Below are 17,550 nucleotides of genomic sequence, written 5' to 3' on the forward strand. Positions count from 1 at the left end.
GCCGCCCCTACGTGGCGGCGATGCAAGAACAATTTCATGGCACGACGATTCTGAGCGTGCGCCGCCGCGATGCGGCAGGCAGGATGCAGGTGGCCATTGGCGGCGATGGCCAGGTGACCCTGGGCAACATTGTCGTCAAGGGCACGGCGCGCAAAGTACGCAAGCTCTACCACGGCAAGGTGTTGGCCGGCTTTGCCGGGGCCACGGCCGATGCCTTCACGCTGTTTGAGCGCTTTGAGGCCAAGCTGGAAAAGCACCAGGGCCACCTGGCCCGTGCCGCGATCGAGCTGACCAAGGAATGGCGCACCGATCGCGTGCTGCGTCGTCTGGAGGCCATGCTGGCCGTGGCCGACAAGGACGTCTCCCTGATCATCACCGGCAACGGCGATGTGCTCGAGCCTGAGCAAGGCATCGTTGCCATCGGCTCGGGCGGCGCCTTTGCCCATTCGGCGGCCAAGGCGCTGTTGGCACACTCGGAGCTTTCGGCCGAGCAGATCGTGCGCCAGTCGTTGCAAATCGCCGGCGAGCTGTGCATCTACACCAACCTCAGCCACACCATCGAAGTGCTGGACTGATCTTGACCCTGCCCGCCTGCGCCCTGGCTGCGCTGCCCATGCCTTTTCGCCCCGCCAGGCTGGCCTGCGCGCCGGGCCTGCCAGGCGACGATCCAGACCCGAAGAAAGTGCTTTTATGTCCTCGATGACACCCCAGGAAATCGTCTCTGAGCTCGACCGCCATGTGGTGGGCCAGCAAGCAGCTAAGCGCTCCGTGGCCATTGCCATGCGCAACCGTTGGCGTCGCCAGCAGGTGGCCGAGAGCCTGCGTGCCGAGATCACGCCCAAAAATATCTTGATGATTGGCCCCACCGGCGTGGGCAAGACCGAGCTGGCGCGGCGTTTGGCCAAGCTGGCCGATGCGCCTTTCATCAAGGTCGAGGCCACCAAGTTCACCGAGGTGGGCTATGTTGGCAAGGACGTGGACTCCATCGTGCGCGATTTGGTCGAAGTGGCCGTCAAGCTCGAGCGTGAAAGCGAAATGCGCCGCCTGCGCACCCGCGCCGAGGATGCGGCCGAAGACCGCATTCTTGATGTGCTGATCCCCACGGCCTCGGGCGACAGCGCAGCCTCCGACAGTACGGCGCGCCAGGTGTTTCGCAAGAAGCTGCGCGAGGGTCAGCTCGACGACAAGGAAATCGAGCTGGAATTGCTGGAGCAAAAGCCTCAGCTGGAAATCCTTGGGCCAGCCGGCATGCAGGACATGGCCGAAAGCCTGCGCGACTGGATGGGCCAGATGCAGCAGGGCCGCAGGAAAAAGCGCAAGCTGCGCATCGACCAGGCGCGCAAGCTGCTGATCGACGAAGAAGCCGCTGGCCTGGTCAATGAGGAGGAGTTGCGCAGCCGCGCCCTGAATAACGCCGAGCAAAACGGCATCGTGTTCATCGATGAGATCGACAAGGTGGCCGTGCGCAGCGAGGCCTCCGGCACTGATGTGTCGCGCCAGGGCGTGCAGCGCGACCTGCTGCCGCTGGTCGAGGGCACGACGGTGCAAACCAAGTATGGCCTGATCAAGACCGATCACATGCTGTTCGTGGCCTCAGGCGCTTTTCACCTGAGCAAGCCCAGCGACTTGATTCCTGAGTTGCAAGGGCGCTTCCCGATCCGCGTTGAACTCGATTCGCTGTCGGTGCAGGACTTCGTGGCCATTTTGGCCAATACCCAGGCCTCCATCGTCAAGCAGTACCAGGCGTTGTTGGCCACCGAGGGCGTGCAGCTGCAGTTTCAACCCGATGGCATCGAGCGCATTGCGCAAATCGCCTACGAGGTCAACGAGCGTACGGAAAACATCGGCGCGCGCCGCCTGGCCACGGTGATGGAGCGTCTGCTGGAGGAAATCAGTTTCGATGCCGCACGCCTGAGTGGTCAGAACATCCTTATTGACACCGCCTTCGTCGATGCTCGGCTGGGCGATCTCAGCCGCGACGAGGACCTCTCTCGTTACATCTTGTGAGCGCTGCCGCAAAGGGTTGCTTGAATCTCATAAGGATTTTCTAATACCCTTCTAACTCGTTAATTTTCCAAAAGATTTAGGCCGCCATCCTCGTCAGGGGTTGGCGGCTAACTTATTGATTCCATTGAAAGTAATTGTTTGCCAGACGGCGTCGCCAGAAAATCCTGTTAAAGTGTAATTAAGTGACGTAATCCAGTCATAAAGTGGGCTAGAGTGGGTTGCGTCAGTTCATTTTGGGGTGAGGGTGCGCATACCCGGCGCGGCTAGCAATCATGCTTTTCCAGGGGATTTCGTCGGTGACCATTGATGCCAAGGGTCGGCTTTCTGTGCCGACCCGGCATCGTGACGCCATCGCGAACCAGTTCGAGGGGCGGCTGACCATCACCCGTCACCCCGATGGCTGCCTGATGATCTTCCCGCGCCCGGAGTGGGAGAGGTACCGCGAAAAAGTGCTGGCCCTGCCCGAGTCGGTGCGCTGGTGGAAGCGCATCCTGGTGGGCAATGCCATGGACGTGGAGATGGACGGCGCCGGTCGTCTGCTGGTGCCGCCCGAGCTGCGCCAGGCCGTCGGCCTGAGCAAGGAGGCCGTGCTGCTGGGCCTGGGCAATGTGTTCGAGCTGTGGGACAAGGCCAGCTACGAGGCCAAAGAGGCCGAGACTCTGCAGCAGCAGGCCATGCCCGATGCGATCAAGGACATCACGCTGTGAGCAAGACCTTGCCTTCAACTGCCATGCCCCCGCCAGCGGACCCCGGCGCGCCCGCGGCCTGCGCCGCCGCGCAGCAGGCCGCAGCGGCGCTGGGCCACACCACGGTGCTGCTGCACGAAGCGGTGCAGGCCTTGCTGGGTGGGCCGGCTGCGCCCGGGCCGCGCTGCTGGGTCGATGGCACTTTCGGGCGTGGCGGGCACAGCCGCGCCATCCTGGCGCGCATGGCGGCCGAGGACCGCCTGGTGGTGTTCGACAAAGATCCCGAGGCCATCGCCCACGCCCAGTCGCTGGGCGATGGCCGCCTGCAGATTCGCCACGAGGGCTTTGCCCAGCTGGCCGGGTTGGAGCCCGCCAGTGTGGATGGCATTTTGATGGATCTGGGGGTTAGCTCCCCGCAGATTGACGACGCGCGCCGGGGCTTTAGCTTCCGCATGGACGGCCCGCTGGACATGCGCATGGACAGCAGCCGTGGGCAGACCGTGGCGCAATGGTTGGAACACGCCGAGCAAGGCGAGATTGCAGAGGTGATTCGTGAATACGGGCAAGAGCGGTATGCTGGCAGCGTTGCAAAGGCGATTGTTGCTCGCCGACAGGAGCGGGGGCCTATCACAGGCACCGCAGAACTCGCCGCACTCGTGGCTGGTGCGGTCAAAAGCCGTGAGCCGGGTCAGAACCCCGCGACGCGCACCTTTCAGGCTTTACGGATTTTCATCAATGCAGAGCTTGAAGAGCTGCAGCAAGCGCTGACGGCCAGCCTGCGGGTGCTCAAGAGCGGTGGGCGGCTGGTGGTGATCAGCTTCCATTCGCTGGAGGATCGCATCGTCAAGCGCTTCATTGAGCAGCACTCGCGCCAGCACTACGACCGGCGCATGCCACTGGCCCAGGAGCGCCCGATGCTGCTGCGCGCCGTGGCGCGCATCAAGCCCACGCAGGCCGAGGTGGAGGCCAACCCGCGCGCGCGCAGCGCCATCATGCGCGTGGCTGAAAGAACGGAGGCGCCATGATCGTGCGCCTGAATCTCGTGTTGCTGCTGCTCGTGGTGGGCTCTGCGCTGGCGCTGGTGCGCGTTCAGTACGAGTCGCGCCGCCTGTATTCCGAGCTGGACCGCGAAGTGGTGCAGGCCCGCCAGCTGGAGACTGAATCCGAAACGCTGCAAGTGGCCGTGCGCGCCCAGGCTGCGGCCGCGCGCGTGGAACAGTTTGCGCGCACTGAGCTGAAGATGACGCCTGCCATGCCGGCCACGACGCGCTACGTGCGCGAGCCGGCCGGGCGCAGCGCGCGCCTGGCCGAGCAACAGCGCCAGGCTTTGCTGCCGCAGGCGCAGGAGAGCGCGCCAGCGGCCCCGGCGCAGCAAGGGGGGGGGCAATGAAGCCGAGCGGCAACAGCAACAAGCGCGTGCGCGCCAGCCGCCCTGTGGCTTACGCCACCAGCCCCTTGCTGGCCAGCAAGGCGCCGGTCTGGCGCAGCCGCGTAGTGGTTGTTACCCTGGCGCTGGCCTTCATGGGCCTGGTGGCGCGCGCCGCGCATGTGCAGGTATTCGGCAACGATTTCTTCTTGCGCCAAGGCGAGGTGCGCTATGCGCGCACACTCGATTTGCCGGCCAATCGCGGCAAGATCGTCGATCGCAATGGCCTGATTCTGGCCTCCAGCGTGCCTGCGGCCAGCATCTGGGCCATCCCGGAAGATGTGCGTCAGGGGGGCGGGGCCGATGTGCAAAAGCAGCTGGCACAGTTGGCCAGGCTGCTGAACATGCCGCTCAAGGACTTACAGGCGCGCCTGTCCGATGAGGACAAAACCTTCGTCTGGCTGCGCCGCCAGCTCGATTGGGAGCTGGGGCAGGAGATCATGGCGCTGAAAATCAATGGCATCCATCTGCGCAAGGAGTACAAGCGCCAATACCCTGAGGGCGAGGCTGCGGCGCACATCGTCGGCTTCACCAACGTCGAGGACCAGGGTCAGGAAGGCGTGGAGCTGGCCTACAACCAGACGCTGGGCGGCAAGGCCGGCTCGCGCCGCGTGATCCGCAACCGCCTGGGGCAGATCGTCGAGAGCGTGGGCGACACGGTTGCGCCGGTGGACGGCCAGGACGTGCAGCTGTCCATCGACAGCAAGGTGCAGTTCTTCGCCAGCCAGAAACTGGCCGAGCAGGTGGCTGCGCACAAGGCCAAGGCAGGCAGCGTGGTGGTGCTCGATGCCCGCAGCGGCGAAATTCTGGCGCTGGCCAACTACCCCAGCTTCGACCCTTCGGCGCGCCGCAACCTCACGGGCGAGCAGCTGCGCAACCGCGCTCTGACCGATGTGTTCGAGCCCGGCTCGGTGATGAAGCCCATCACCGTGGCCATGGCGCTCGAAGCTGGCCTGGTCGGCCCCAAGACGCCCATCAACACCAGTCCCGGCTTTATCACCGTCACTGGCGCCAAGCTCTCGGACGTGCGCAATTTCGGCACGCTGACCGTGGAGGGCATCATCCAGAAGTCCAGCAACGTGGGCACCACCAAACTGGCGCAAATGATGGAGTCGCGCTACATGTGGGACGTGTTCGCCGCCACTGGCTTTGGCGAGCGCCCGCAGATTGGCTTTCCTGGCGTGGCCAGCGGCAACCTGCGGCCCTGGAAGACCTGGCGCCCGGTGGAGAAGGCCACCATGTCCTACGGCTACGGCCTATCGGCCAGCCTGCTGCAGATGGCGCGCTCCTACACCGTGTTCGCCAACGATGGCGTGCTGCTGCCAGCCACGCTGCTCAAGCGCAGCCAGCCGCCCGTGGGCGTGCAGGTGTTTTCCTCCAAGACGGCGCGGGCCGTGCGCCACATGCTGATGCTGGCGGCTGCGCCGGGCGGCTCGGGCCAGCGCGCGCAGACCGTGGGCTACTCCGTAGGTGGCAAGTCCGGCACGGCGCGCAAGCAAATCGGGCGCCACTATGCGGCCAACAAATACCGCTCCTGGTTCGTCGGCATGGCGCCGATGGAGAACCCGCGCATCATCGTTGCGGTGATGATCGACGAGCCCAGCGCCGGCCAGTATTACGGCGGCGCTGTGGCTGCGCCCGTGTTCAGCCAGGTGGTGCAGCAAAGCCTGCGCCTGCTGGGCGTCCAGCCGGACATGGACGTCAAGCCGCAGATCATTGCCACCGGCGTGGACGAGGAGGTGCTGCAATGAGCCAGCCGCCCATCCTGCAACAGCCCAGCCAAGCGCTGGCCTGGCTGCAACAGCACCTGGCGCCCGGCGCCAGCCTGCGCGACGACAGCCGGGCCGTGCAGCCCGGCGATGCTTTCTTCGCGCTGCCCAGCCAGTCTGCCCAAGGTCGCCCACTGGCGCGCCCTGCGCAACTGGCCGCGCACATTGAGGCCGCCAGCGCCGCTGGCGCTGCTGCGCTGCTGGTCGATGCCCAGGCCGCACAGGCCTGGTTGGCCGCACGCGCGGCCGGGCAAGCCCAGGCCCAGGCATTGCCTGCGCTGGCGCTGTACCCGCAACTGCGCCAGGCCAGCGGCGAGATCGCTGCGCTTTGGCACGGTCAGCCCAGCCAGGCGCTGGATGTGGTGGCCGTCACCGGCACCAACGGCAAAACCACGCTGGCCTGGTGGCTGGCCCATGTGCTCGGTTTGGCCGGGCGCCCCTGCGGCTACGTCGGCACGCTGGGCGTGGGCATGCCGCCGCAGGCTTTGCGCGACACCGGCCTGACTTCGCCCGGGCCGTTGCTGCTGCAAGCGGCGCTGCACGACATGCAGCGCCAGGGCGCCAGCGCCTGTGCCATCGAGGCCTCGTCGATCGGGCTGGAGCAGGCGCGCCTGGCCGGCACGCGCATCCGCGTGGCCGCCTTCACCAATTTCACCCAGGACCACCTGGACTACCACGGCAGCATGCAGGCCTACGGCGCAGCCAAGCGCCTGCTGTTCGACTGGCCCGGCCTGCAAGCTGCGGTGCTCAATGCCCAGGATGCCTACGGTCAAAGCCTGCGCCAGGCGCTGCTGGCGCGGCCTGGACTGGCCCTTTGGGATTACGCCGTGCAGGCCGATGGTCTGCCGGCGGCCACGGCGCGCCTGTGCGCCCAGGGTGTGCAGTTCGATGGCGACAGCGTGCGCTTCGAGGTGCTCGAATACGCCCCTGCCGCCCAGAGCGCAGCCCAGGGCGAAGTCAGTGCGCCGCTGCGCCAGGCGCAAGTGCGCGCGCGTGTTACTGGGCTTTACAGCGTGCAGAACCTGATGGCCTTGCTTGGCATGCTGCGCGCCATGGGGCTGGAGCTGGAGCAGGCCGCGCAGCTGTGCCGCCAGGTGCCGGCTGTGCCCGGCCGCATGCAGATGCTGGCGCAGCCGGGCAAGCCGCTGGTGGTGGTGGACTATGCCCACACCAGCGACGCGCTGCGCGCCGTGCTGCAGGCGCTGCGCCCGGTGGCGGCGCAGCGTGGCGGCCGGCTGAGCGTGCTGTTTGGCTGCGGCGGCGACCGCGATGCCGGCAAGCGCCCGCTGATGGCCATGGCCGCTGCGCAGACCGCCGATGCGCTGTGGATCACCAGCGACAACCCGCGCAGCGAAGATCCGCTGGCCATCATCGCGCAGATCGAAACCGGGCTGACGCCAGCGCAGCGCGCCGCGGCCAAGGTGTTGCCTGAGCGCCGCGCGGCCATTGCCGCCGCCGTGGCCGCCGCGGCCGCGCACGACGTCCTGCTGCTGGCCGGCAAGGGCCACGAGGCCTATCAGGAGATCAAAGGGGTGCGTCACCCCTTCTCCGATCTGGATGAAGCCCAGCAAGCCTTGGCCAGCTGGGGCAGCGCCAAGAACAAGCAAGAAGAAGGCAATGACGAGAACGACAAACGGGGCCAGGCCCCATCTGGGGTGGCCGCATGATGATGCAGTTGCAACAGGCCGCTGAGTGGCTCGGCCAGCAAGGGCTGGCGCCCGAGCTGCGCGCCGCGCCCGGCCAGGAGCAGGTGGCGATCGAGCGTGTGCACACCGACAGCCGCAGCCTGCGCGCGGGCGATTTGTTCGTCGCGCTGGTCGGCGAGCGCTTCGATGGCCACGACTTCCTGGCTCAGGTGCAGGCCAGCGGCGCGGCCGCGGCGCTGGTGCAGCGCGGCCGCGCTGCAGAGCAGCTGCCCTGCCTGGAAGTTGCCGATACGCGCCAGGCCCTGCTGGCGCTGGCTGGGCAGTGGCGCAGCCAGCTGGCGCTGCCCGTCATCGCCGTCACCGGCAGCAATGGCAAGACCACGGTGACGCAAATGCTCGCCAGCATCTTGCGCGCCGCGCATGGCCAGGCTGCGCTGGCCACCCAGGGCAATCTGAACAACGACATTGGCCTGCCGCTGATGGTGCTGCGGCTGCGCGCGGCGCACCGCATGGCGGTATTCGAGCTGGGCATGAATCATCCGGGCGAGATCGCCGCGCTGGCGGTCGTGGCCCAGCCCACGGTGGCGCTGGTCAACAACGCGCAGCGCGAGCACCAGGAATTCATGCACAGCGTCGAGGCCGTGGCGCAGGAAAACGGCGCCGTGCTGGCGGCGTTGCCGGCCGATGGCGTGGCCGTGTTCCCCGCCGATGATGCTTTTGCTCAGCTGTGGCGCGAGCTGGCGCAGGGCCGGCGCATCGTGGATTTCGGCGCGCCCGGCAGCGCCGTGCAGTTGCGCCGCGCCCAGTGGGGCGAGGCCGGCTGGGCCATGGAGCTGGACATCGAAGGCCAGGCGCTGGAGCTGCAGCTTGGTGTGCTGGGGCGGCACAACGTGCGCAACGCCATGGCCGCCGCCGCTGCGGCCTGGGCTGCTGGCGTGCCGTTGGCGGCCATCGCCCAGGGTTTACAGGATTTCCGCCCAGTGCAGGGCAGGGGCGTGCTGCACCGTTTCTGCCACGACGATGGCACGCAGCAGTGGCTGATCGACGACAGCTACAACGCCAACCCGGATTCGGTGCGCGCGGCCATCGACACGCTGGCGGCGCTGCCCGCGCCGCGCCTGTTGGTGCTGGGCGATATGGCAGAAGTTGGTGCACAGGGGCCGCAGTTTCATGCCGAGGTGGGTGAATACGCCCGCGCCCGTGGCATCGACGGGCTGTGGACGCTGGGCGCGCTGGCCGCACACGCGACCAGCGCCTTCGGCGCGCAGGCGCGGCATTTCGAGTCGCGCGAGGCGCTGCTGCACACGACGGCGCAGCAGGCGCACCTGCCCGCCAGCATGCTGGTCAAGGGCTCGCGCTGCATGGCCATGGAGCAGGTGGTGCAGGCTGTGCTGGCGCTTGACGGCGCAGCCAGCGGGAGGGTCAGCCTATGATGCTGTGGCTCTCGCAATGGCTGCTGAACCTGAGCCCGGAGGGGCTGAGCTTTCTGCGCGTGGTGCAGTACCTGACCTTCCGCGCCATGATGGGCGCCATGACGGCGCTGGTCATCGGCTGGGTGGCCGGCCCGCGCGTGATCCGCTACCTGGTCTCGCTCAAGATCGGCCAGCCGGTACGCGAATACGGGGTGCAAACCCATCTGGTCAAAAGCGGCACGCCCACCATGGGCGGCGTGCTGATCCTGATCGCCATAGCCGTGTCCACCCTGCTGTGGGCCGATCTGAGCAACCGCTTCGTCTGGGTCGTGCTCTGGGTCACGCTGGGCTTTGGCGCCATCGGCTGGGTCGATGATTGGCGCAAAGTGGTCTACAAGGATCCAGAGGGCATGCGTTCGCGCCAGAAGTTTCTGCTGCAGACCATCATCGGCCTGGTGGCGGCACTGTACCTGGCCTTCAGCATTTCTGAAGTCAACAACATGCGCGTGCTGGCGCTGTTTGTGGATTGGGTGGCCTCGGGCTTCTCGCCCAGCTTTGAGCTCAACACCCAGCTGACCGTGCCGTTCTTCAAGGGCGTGGCCTATCCCCTGGGCGTGCTGGGCTTTGTCATCCTGAGTTTTCTGGTCATCGTTGGCGCCAGCAATGCGGTGAACTTCACCGACGGCCTGGACGGCCTGGCCATCATGCCGGTGGTGATGGTCGGCTCGGCGCTGGGCGTGTTCGCCTACGTCACCGGCAATGCCGTGTTCTCGCGCTATCTGCTGTTCCCGCACATTCCGGGCACGGGCGAGCTGCTGGTGTTTTGCGCCGCCATGTCCGGCGCGGGCCTGGCCTTTCTGTGGTTCAACGCCCACCCGGCCCAGGTCTTCATGGGCGACGTGGGCGCGCTGGCGCTGGGCGGCGCGCTGGGCACCATTGCCGTGATCGTTCGTCAGGAGTTCGTGCTGGCCATCATGGGCGGCGTGTTCGTGGCCGAGGCGCTTTCGGTCATCGCCCAGGTGGGCTGGTTCAAGTACACGCGCCGACGCTACGGCCAGGGCCGCCGCCTGCTGCTGATGGCGCCACTGCACCACCACTTCGAGAAAAAGGGTTGGAAGGAAACCCAGGTCGTGGTGCGCTTCTGGATCATCACCATGTTTCTGTGCCTGGCGGGCCTGGCCACGCTGAAGCTGAGGTAAGCCATGCCTGCGCACATGCCGACAACGACAACCAATGCCTCGCCCCTGGTGCTGATCCTGGGGCTGGGCATTTCTGGCCTGGCCATGGCGCGCTGGTGCGCCAGCCAGGGCCAGCGCGTGCGCGTGGCCGATACGCGCGCCGCCCCGCCTGGGCAGCAGGCGCTGCAACAGCTGCCAGGCGTGGAGTGCCGCTTCGGCCAGCCGCTGCAGGCCCAGTTGCTGTGCAGCAGCGTGGGCCACGTCGAAGTTTCGGCTGTGTATTGTTCGCCCGGCCTGGCCCCAACCGAAGTGGCCGCAGTGCGTGAGGCGGCAGCGCGCAGCGGCGTGTTCTTCGGTGGCGAGTTGGATCTGTTCACCCAGGCGCTGCGCCACTTGCGCCAGCAGCACCACTACCAGCCCAGGGTACTGGCCATCACTGGCACCAATGGCAAGACCACGGTGACGTCGTTGACGGCCCAGCTGCTCGAACGCGCCGGCCAGCATGTGGCCGTGGCCGGCAACATCGGCCCCTCGCTGCTCGACACCTTGGCGCAATGTCTGGCCCAGGCCGAGGCCGCAGCGCAGCAAGAAGAAGAGCCGCAGGGCCAGGCGCAACCCGCGCTTGCCGCGCCCTCCGCCGAGCAGGAGACCGGCGCCGACTTGGACGCCGGCCCCGAGGCTGAAGCCGACACCGATACCGACACCGACGCTGACGGCGAGGCACAGCCGCTCGTCGCAGCCGCGCAGGCCGGACCCGATGCCCTGGCGCGCGCGCTGCCACAGACCTGGGTGCTGGAGCTGTCGAGCTTCCAGCTGGACTACAGCAGCGGCTTCGAGCCCACGGCCGGCGTGATTCTGAACATCAGCCAGGACCATCTGGACTGGCACGGCAGCCAACAGGCCTATGTGCAGGCCAAGGCCAAGGTGTATGGCCAGCAGGGCGTGGTCGTCATGAACCGTGACGACGCCACTTTGATGGCCTTGTTGCCCGAGCTGACGCCCGCGCCCGCCGCCAAATCGCCCAGGGGCGGGCGGGCTGCGGCACAGCGCCAGGTGCTGCACTTCGGCCTGCAGGCGCCGCAGCAATGGGGCGACTGGGGCGTGGTTGTGGAGCACGGCATGCCTTGGCTGGCAACCACCGTGGGCGAGGCGCCGCCGGCCGGCCGCAGCGGCCAGGGCCGCAAGGCCCAGGCGGGCGAGTGGTTCGTGCAGCGGCTCATGCCGGCCGATGCGATGCGCATCCGCGGTCAGCACAACGTGGCCAACGCCCTGGCGGCGCTGGCGCTGGCCAGCACTACGGGCGCGGCCCTGGCCCCCATGCTGCACGGCCTGCGCGAATACCGTGGCGAGCCGCACCGCGTGCAGTCGCTGGGCCTGGTGCAGGGCGTGGAGTACATCGACGACAGCAAGGGCACCAACGTGGGCGCTACCGCTGCGGCGCTGTGCGGCCTGGTGCCCGATGCCCGCGCCAGCCGCCGGCTGGTGGTGATTCTGGGCGGCCTGGGCAAGGGGCAGGATTTCTCGCCGCTGCGCGAGCCGGTGCGCCAGGCGGCGCGTGCGGTGCTGCTCATCGGCCAGGATGCGCCGGCCATTGCCCAGGCGCTGCAGGGCTGCGGCGTGCCGCTGGTGCACGCCGATGGCCTGCCCGAAGCCGTGGCCCAGGCGGCGGCGCTGGCGCAGCCGGGCGATGCCGTGCTGCTCTCGCCGGCCTGCGCCAGCATGGACATGTTCCGCGACTACGCACACCGCGCCCAGGTGTTCGCCGACAGCGTGCAGGCGCTGGCGTTGGACGCTGGGCAAAGTCTGGAGGCCTGGACATGAGCATGGCCACACCGAACAAGAAAAGCGGCTGGCTGGGCCGCCTGGGTCTGCGCGGGCGCGAGCCCGATGGCGCGCTGGAGCTGCCGGTGCGCTCGGCCGGGCTGGAGTACCGCTACACCACTTCGCCCAGGCCGGTGACCATCCAGAGCGTCGATCAGACCTTGCTGGGCGTGCTGGCGGGCATTCTGGCCTGGAGCCTGGTGATGGTGTATTCGGCCTCGATCGCGCTGGCCGACAACCCGCGCTTTGGCGGCATCAGCAACGAGTTTTTCCTGATCCGTCACGCCGTCTCCATGGTCGTGGCGCTGGTGGCCGCCATCGCGGTGTTTCAGATCTCGATGGAAACCTGGCGCGCCAGCGCCATCTGGCTGCTGCTGGGCACGCTGGCGCTGCTGGCGCTGGTGCTGGTGCCGGGGCTGGGCATTTCCGTCAACGGCGCGCGGCGCTGGCTGCCGCTGGGCGTGATGCGCTTTCAGCCCTCGGAGCTGGCCAAGCTGGCCGTGGTGATCTACGCGGCCGACTACATGGTGCGGCGCATGGACGTGCGCGAGGACTTCTTTCGCGCCGTCGCGCCCATTGGCGCGGCCGTGGGGCTGATTGGCTTTTTGCTGCTGGCCGAGCCGGACATGGGCGCCTTCGTGGTCGTGGCGGTGATTGCCGTGGGCATTTTGTTCCTGGGCGGGGTGAATCTGCGCGGCTTCTTGCTGATGCTGCTGGTGCTGGGCCTGGCCTTCATGTTCATCATCTGGACTTCGCCCTGGCGGCGCGACCGCATTTTTGCCTACCTCGACCCCTGGGCCGAGGAGCACCGGCTCGGGCGCGGTTACCAGCTCACACACTCGCTGATCGCCTTTGGCCGTGGCGAGGGCTGGGGCGTGGGCCTGGGCGGCAGCGTGGAAAAGCTGCACTGGCTGCCCGAGGCGCACACCGACTTCATCCTGGCTGTGATCGGCGAGGAGTTCGGCCTGCTGGGCGTGGCGGTGCTGATTGCCGTGTTCTTCTGGCTCACGCGCCGCATCATGGTCATCGGCCGCCAGGCCGTGGCGCTGGACCGCATCTTTGCCGGCCTGGTCGCGCAAGGCATCGGGCTGTGGATCGGTTTTCAGTCGGTCATCAACATTGGCGTGAACCTGGGCGCGCTGCCCACCAAGGGGCTGACGCTGCCGCTGATGAGCTTTGGCGGCTCGGCCGTGCTGCTGAACCTGGTGGCCATGGCCGTGGTGCTGCGGGTGGATTATGAAAACAGGCTTTTGATGCAGGGCAGAAGACTCGACGCAGAAGGCCGGGGGGAGAGGGCAACATGAGTGCATCGGGCAAAAGGGTACTGATCATGGCCGGCGGCACGGGTGGGCACATCTTCCCAGGCATCGCCGTGGCCCAGGCGCTGCAGGCCAGCGGCTGGCAGGTGGCCTGGCTGGGCGGCACCGGCGGCATGGAGCACCAGCTGGTGCCCGGCTATGGGTTGGAGCTGCACACCGTGGCTTTTGCCGGTGTGCGCGGCAAGGGCGTCAAGCCCTTGCTGCTGCTGCCCTGGCGGCTGGGCTCGGCCTGGCTGCAGGCGCGGCGCCTGATGGCGCAGCTGCAGCCGCAGCTGGTGCTGGGTTTTGGCGGCTACATCAGCGTGCCCGGCGGGCTGGCCGCAGTCAGCCGCCGCATCCCGCTGGTGCTGCATGAGCAAAATGCCGTGCCAGGCCTGGCCAACCGCCTGCTGGCGCACGTGGCGCGCCTGACGTTCACGGCCTTCCCCAAGGCGCTGCGCGGCGCGCAGTGGGTGGGCAACCCCTTGCGCGCTGAGTTCGCCCAGCAGGCCTCGCCGCGCAAGCGCTTTGCCCACCGCGAAGGGCCGCTGCGCCTGCTGGTGATCGGCGGCAGCCTGGGTGCGCAGGCGCTCAACGACATCGTGCCGCGCGCGCTGGCGCTGATCCCCGCGCAGCAGCGCCCGCAGGTCATGCACCAAAGCGGCGCCAAGCAGCTCGAAGCGCTCAAGGCCAATTACGCCCAGGCGGGCGTCGAGGCCGAATTGACGGCCTTCATCAAGAACACCGCGCGCGCCTATGCCGAGGCCGATCTGGTGCTGTGCCGCGCTGGCGCCAGCACCGTCACCGAGATCGCCGCTGTGGGCGCGGCAGCCTGCTTCGTGCCCTATCCGCACGCGGTGGACGACCACCAGACGGTCAATGCCAACTACCTGGTGGCCGAGGACGCGGCCTGGCTGGTACAGCAAAACGCGCTCACGCCCCAGGCCCTGGCCGAGTTCATCCAGCGCCTGACGCGCGATGAGTTGCGCGCGCGCGCCGCCAAGGCCCAGGCGCTGGCAAAAATGGATGCGGTCGAGCAGATCGTGCAGGCATGCGAGGAGTTGGTCGAATGAAGCACGCCGTGCGCCAGATTCACTTCGTGGGCATCGGCGGCGCGGGCATGAGCCCGATCGCCGAGGTGTTGCACAACCAGGGCTATATCGTCAGCGGCTCGGATCTGCAGGACAGCGCCACCGTGCGGCGCCTGCAGTCGCTGGGGATTCACACCTTCATCGGCCACGATGCCGCACAGGTGGCGCAGGCCGATGCCGTGGTCACCTCCACCGCCGTCAAGGCCGATAACCCCGAAGTCGTGGCCGCGCGTCAACGCGGCATCCCAGTGGTGCCGCGCGCCATGATGCTCGCTGAGCTGATGCGCCAGCGCCAGGGCATTGCCGTGGCCGGCACGCATGGCAAGACCACCACCACCAGCCTGGTCACCAGCATTCTGATTGAGGCTGGGTTGGACCCGACCTTCGTCATTGGCGGTCGTCTGCACAGCGCTGGCGCCAATGCCTGCCTGGGGCAGGGCGATTACATCGTGGTCGAGGCCGATGAGTCCGATGCCTCCTTCCTGTGCCTGACGCCGGTGATGGCCGTCATCACCAACATCGACGCGGACCACATGGAAACCTACGGCCACGACCTGGGCCGCCTGCACCAGGCTTTCGTGGACTTTTTGCACCGCATGCCCTTCTATGGCACGGCCGTGCTGTGCAGCGACAACGAAGGCGTGCGCGCCATCCTGCCCCAGGTCAACTGCGCCGTGACCACCTATGGCCTGGGCGAGGGGGCGCAGGTTCGTGGCGTTGATCTGCGCGCCGAGGGCACGCGCATGCACTTCACCGTACAGCGCGGCCACGGCACGGCCCGCGCCATGCCGGATTTGCCTGTTTGCCTGAATCTGCCGGGCGAGCACAACGTGCGCAATGCGCTGGCGGCCATCGCCATTGCCACGCAGCTGGGTGCGGACGATGCGGCCATGCAGCGGGCGCTGGCGCAGTTCCAGGGCGTGGGCCGGCGCTTTCAGCAGTACGGCGCGTTGCCCACCGGGCGCGGCGGCGAGTTCGAGCTGGTGCAGGACTACGGCCACCACCCGGTGGAAGTGGCCGCCACCATTGCCGCAGCGCGCGGCGCATTCCCGGGGCGGCGCCTGCTGGTGGCCTTTCAGCCGCACCGCTATTCGCGCACGCGCGATTGCTTTGAGGATTTCGTGCAAGCCCTGAGCGCTGCCGATGGCGTGTTCCTGACCGAGGTGTACGCCGCAGGCGAGCCTCCCATTGTTGCTGCCGATGGGCGCTCGCTGGCGCGCGCCATCCGCGTGGCTGGCAAGGTCGAGCCGGTGTTCGTCGAATCGGTGGCGGCGCTGGGCGAGGCCATCGAGGCCACGCTGGCCGATGGCGATGTGGTGGTGTTCATGGGCGCGGGCAACATTGGCGCGGCCGCCGACGATTGGGCCCAGCGCTTGCGTGCCAGGGCGGCGCAAGGCATTGAAGTGGAGTCGAAACAATGAACAAGGATTTGGAGCTGAGCGTGGCCGAGCTGGGCAAGGTGGCGGTGCTGATGGGCGGCACCTCGGCCGAGCGCGAGGTCTCGCTGATGTCAGGCCAGGGCGTGCTCAAGGCCCTGCGCACGCATGGCGTGGACGCGCACGCCTTCGACACTGGCAAGCGCCCGCTGTGGGACTTGCGCCAGGAAGGCTTTGCGCGCTGCTTCATTGCGCTGCACGGCCGTGGCGGAGAGGACGGCACCATCCAAGGCCTGCTGGAGCTGCTGGGTATCCCTTATACCGGCCCGGGCGTGACAGCTTCGGCCATGGCGATGGACAAGGTGCTGACCAAGCGCCTGTGGCAAGCCGATGGGCTGGCCACCCCAGGCTGGCGCCTGGCCGATTCGCCCCAGGCCGTGGCCCAGGCGCTTGAAGAGTTGGGCGCGCCCATGATCGTCAAGCCCGCGCGCGAGGGCTCGACCATCGGCCTGACCAAGGTCGTCAGCAGCGATCAGTGTGAGCAGGCTTATGCGCTGGCCGCGCGCTACGACGCGCAGGTGCTGTGCGAGCAATTCATCGATGGCGAGGAAACCACCTGTGCGGTGCTGCAGCTGCCCGGGCAAAAGGCGCGCGCCTTGCCGGTGATCCGCATCGTCGCGCCCGGCGGCAATTACGACTACGAGAACAAGTATTTCGGCGAGTCCACGCAGTACTACTGCCCCAGTGGCCTGCCTGCGCAGCTGGAAGAGCAGATCCAGCGCATGAGCCTGCAGGCTTACCAGTCGCTGGGCTGCCGCGGCTGGTCGCGTGTGGACGTGATGATCCGCGAAAGCGATGGCAAGCCCTTTTTGCTGGAGATCAACACCTCGCCAGGCATGACTGGCCACTCGCTGGTGCCGATGGCCGCGCGCGCTGCAGGCATCAGTTATGAGGACTTGTGTCTGCAAATCCTGTTGGCGGCACGCTGCGATGGCGCAGCACCTCGGCAACACATGGACGAAAGGGCCGCTGCGGTATGAGCGTAATCCAGCCGCCACCAGTGGATGTACGCCTGATGAACGCCACGGCTTCGCTGGTGTTTTTGGGCGTGTTTGCGCTGGCCTGTGCTGCGCTGGTGGCCTGGCTGCTGCGCAATCCGGCTTTTGCCATTGCGCAAGTGGTGGTGCATGGAAACCCGCAACACAGCAGCGCCGTGAGTTTGCGCGCCAATGTGCTGCCGCAGTTGCAGGGCAATCTGTTCACGCTGAACCTGGCACTGGCCAGGCAGGCATTTGAGCAAATGCCCTGGGTGCGACACGCTGAGCTGCGGCGTGGCTTTCCGAACACGCTGGAGGTGGTGCTGGAAGAGCATCAGCCCGTGGCCATGTGGGACGGCTCGGACACCCAGGCCATGCTCAACAGCTTTGGCGAAGTGTTTGAGGCCAACCGTGGTGAGGTCGAGCACGAGAACCTGCCGCGTCTGGCTGGCCCGGATGGGCAGTCACAGCAGGTGCTGGCCATGTACCGCTATCTGGCGCAGCTGTTGCAGCAGCACCAGCCAACCGCGCAAGCCGCACAGGCTGTGGCGTTGTACTTGACGCCACGTGGCAACTGGCAGCTGTTTCTGGATAACGGCGCGCAGCTGGAGCTGGGCGCTGGCGAGCAGGCCCAGGTTGGCGCTCGGCTGCTGGATTTCATCGACACCTTGCCGCAGGCCCTGGGGCCTTTGGGCGTCAAGCCCGGTGCACTGGAGTATGCCGATTTACGGCACAGCAACGGTTATGCCATCCGCCTGCGTGGCGTGGCCACGCAGCCCGAGGCGCGTGGGCAGGGCAAGTGA

The 17,550-nt window shown here is 67.3% G+C and carries 15 protein-coding genes; all 15 read left to right on the forward strand.

Going from position 1 to position 17,550, the window contains the following annotated elements:
* Positions 1–20 precede the first annotated feature (20 nt).
* Positions 21–575 carry an ATP-dependent protease subunit HslV gene (hslV, locus tag CLI93_RS04700; protein WP_095542500.1) on the forward strand — a complete coding sequence of 185 codons (555 nt, stop codon included), beginning with the start codon at positions 21–23 and terminating at the stop codon, positions 573–575.
* Between the two features lie 115 nt (positions 576–690).
* Complete coding sequence (gene hslU, locus CLI93_RS04705; RefSeq protein WP_095539616.1) at positions 691–2,007, forward strand: ATP-dependent protease ATPase subunit HslU; 1,317 nt, start codon at positions 691–693, stop codon at positions 2,005–2,007.
* Positions 2,008–2,279: 272 nt separating this feature from the next.
* Positions 2,280–2,714, forward strand: coding sequence for a division/cell wall cluster transcriptional repressor MraZ (gene mraZ, locus CLI93_RS04710; protein ID WP_095539615.1), 435 nt, complete (start codon positions 2,280–2,282; stop codon positions 2,712–2,714).
* Complete coding sequence (gene rsmH, locus CLI93_RS04715; RefSeq protein WP_420823103.1) at positions 2,711–3,718, forward strand: 16S rRNA (cytosine(1402)-N(4))-methyltransferase RsmH; 1,008 nt, start codon at positions 2,711–2,713, stop codon at positions 3,716–3,718. The genes mraZ and rsmH overlap by 4 nt, the downstream gene beginning before the upstream one ends.
* Positions 3,715–4,083 (forward strand): cell division protein FtsL, encoded by a 369-nt coding sequence (gene ftsL, locus CLI93_RS04720; protein WP_338066617.1) that lies wholly within the window; start codon positions 3,715–3,717, stop codon positions 4,081–4,083. Before rsmH ends, ftsL begins: the two co-directional genes overlap by 4 nt.
* Complete coding sequence (locus tag CLI93_RS04725) at positions 4,080–5,870, forward strand: peptidoglycan D,D-transpeptidase FtsI family protein (RefSeq protein WP_095542498.1); 1,791 nt, start codon at positions 4,080–4,082, stop codon at positions 5,868–5,870. The genes ftsL and CLI93_RS04725 overlap by 4 nt, the downstream gene beginning before the upstream one ends.
* A complete protein-coding gene (locus CLI93_RS04730) occupies positions 5,867–7,555 on the forward strand; it encodes a Mur ligase family protein (protein WP_095542497.1) in 1,689 nt (562 codons plus the stop codon). The genes CLI93_RS04725 and CLI93_RS04730 overlap by 4 nt, the downstream gene beginning before the upstream one ends.
* Positions 7,555–8,967 (forward strand): UDP-N-acetylmuramoyl-tripeptide--D-alanyl-D-alanine ligase, encoded by a 1,413-nt coding sequence (locus CLI93_RS04735; RefSeq protein WP_095542520.1) that lies wholly within the window; start codon positions 7,555–7,557, stop codon positions 8,965–8,967. The genes CLI93_RS04730 and CLI93_RS04735 overlap by 1 nt, the downstream gene beginning before the upstream one ends.
* Positions 8,964–10,145, forward strand: coding sequence for a phospho-N-acetylmuramoyl-pentapeptide-transferase (gene mraY, locus CLI93_RS04740; RefSeq protein WP_095542496.1), 1,182 nt, complete (start codon positions 8,964–8,966; stop codon positions 10,143–10,145). Before CLI93_RS04735 ends, mraY begins: the two co-directional genes overlap by 4 nt.
* Positions 10,146–10,160: 15 nt before the next feature.
* Positions 10,161–11,945, forward strand: coding sequence for a Mur ligase family protein (locus CLI93_RS04745; protein WP_172424278.1), 1,785 nt, complete (start codon positions 10,161–10,163; stop codon positions 11,943–11,945).
* Between the two features lie 2 nt (positions 11,946–11,947).
* Entirely contained in the window at positions 11,948–13,249 is a 1,302-nt protein-coding gene (gene ftsW, locus CLI93_RS04750) for a putative lipid II flippase FtsW (RefSeq protein WP_095542519.1), read from the forward strand.
* The gene (gene murG / locus CLI93_RS04755) at positions 13,246–14,316 is read left to right on the forward strand and encodes an undecaprenyldiphospho-muramoylpentapeptide beta-N-acetylglucosaminyltransferase (RefSeq protein WP_095542494.1); all 1,071 of its coding nucleotides are present in this window, start codon (positions 13,246–13,248) and stop codon (positions 14,314–14,316) included. Before ftsW ends, murG begins: the two co-directional genes overlap by 4 nt.
* The gene (gene murC / locus CLI93_RS04760) at positions 14,313–15,755 is read left to right on the forward strand and encodes a UDP-N-acetylmuramate--L-alanine ligase (protein WP_095542493.1); all 1,443 of its coding nucleotides are present in this window, start codon (positions 14,313–14,315) and stop codon (positions 15,753–15,755) included. The genes murG and murC overlap by 4 nt, the downstream gene beginning before the upstream one ends.
* Positions 15,752–16,750: a D-alanine--D-alanine ligase gene (locus CLI93_RS04765; protein WP_095542492.1), complete on the forward strand. Its 999-nt coding sequence runs from the start codon at positions 15,752–15,754 to the stop codon at positions 16,748–16,750. Before murC ends, CLI93_RS04765 begins: the two co-directional genes overlap by 4 nt.
* Positions 16,747–17,550, forward strand: a complete 804-nt coding sequence (locus tag CLI93_RS04770) for a cell division protein FtsQ/DivIB (RefSeq protein WP_095542491.1) — start codon at positions 16,747–16,749, stop codon at positions 17,548–17,550. The genes CLI93_RS04765 and CLI93_RS04770 overlap by 4 nt, the downstream gene beginning before the upstream one ends.

It is taken from the genome of Vandammella animalimorsus (assembly GCF_002288875.1).
GTDB lineage: Bacteria > Pseudomonadota > Gammaproteobacteria > Burkholderiales > Burkholderiaceae_C > Lampropedia > Lampropedia animalimorsus.

Excerpts from the sequence above, each read along its gene's own strand:
- hslV (WP_095542500.1), top strand. The coding sequence starts at position 21 with ATGCAAGAACAATTTCATGGCACGACGATTCTGAGCGTGCGCCGCCGC.
- hslU (WP_095539616.1), top strand. The coding sequence starts at position 691 with ATGTCCTCGATGACACCCCAGGAAATCGTCTCTGAGCTCGACCGCCAT.
- mraZ (WP_095539615.1), top strand. The coding sequence starts at position 2,280 with ATGCTTTTCCAGGGGATTTCGTCGGTGACCATTGATGCCAAGGGTCGG.
- ftsL (WP_338066617.1), top strand. The coding sequence starts at position 3,715 with ATGATCGTGCGCCTGAATCTCGTGTTGCTGCTGCTCGTGGTGGGCTCT.
- CLI93_RS04725 (WP_095542498.1), top strand. The coding sequence starts at position 4,080 with ATGAAGCCGAGCGGCAACAGCAACAAGCGCGTGCGCGCCAGCCGCCCT.
- CLI93_RS04730 (WP_095542497.1), top strand. The coding sequence starts at position 5,867 with ATGAGCCAGCCGCCCATCCTGCAACAGCCCAGCCAAGCGCTGGCCTGG.
- CLI93_RS04735 (WP_095542520.1), top strand. The coding sequence starts at position 7,555 with ATGATGCAGTTGCAACAGGCCGCTGAGTGGCTCGGCCAGCAAGGGCTG.
- mraY (WP_095542496.1), top strand. The coding sequence starts at position 8,964 with ATGATGCTGTGGCTCTCGCAATGGCTGCTGAACCTGAGCCCGGAGGGG.
- CLI93_RS04745 (WP_172424278.1), top strand. The coding sequence starts at position 10,161 with ATGCCGACAACGACAACCAATGCCTCGCCCCTGGTGCTGATCCTGGGG.
- ftsW (WP_095542519.1), top strand. The coding sequence starts at position 11,948 with ATGGCCACACCGAACAAGAAAAGCGGCTGGCTGGGCCGCCTGGGTCTG.
- murG (WP_095542494.1), top strand. The coding sequence starts at position 13,246 with ATGAGTGCATCGGGCAAAAGGGTACTGATCATGGCCGGCGGCACGGGT.
- murC (WP_095542493.1), top strand. The coding sequence starts at position 14,313 with ATGAAGCACGCCGTGCGCCAGATTCACTTCGTGGGCATCGGCGGCGCG.
- CLI93_RS04765 (WP_095542492.1), top strand. The coding sequence starts at position 15,752 with ATGAACAAGGATTTGGAGCTGAGCGTGGCCGAGCTGGGCAAGGTGGCG.
- CLI93_RS04770 (WP_095542491.1), top strand. The coding sequence starts at position 16,747 with ATGAGCGTAATCCAGCCGCCACCAGTGGATGTACGCCTGATGAACGCC.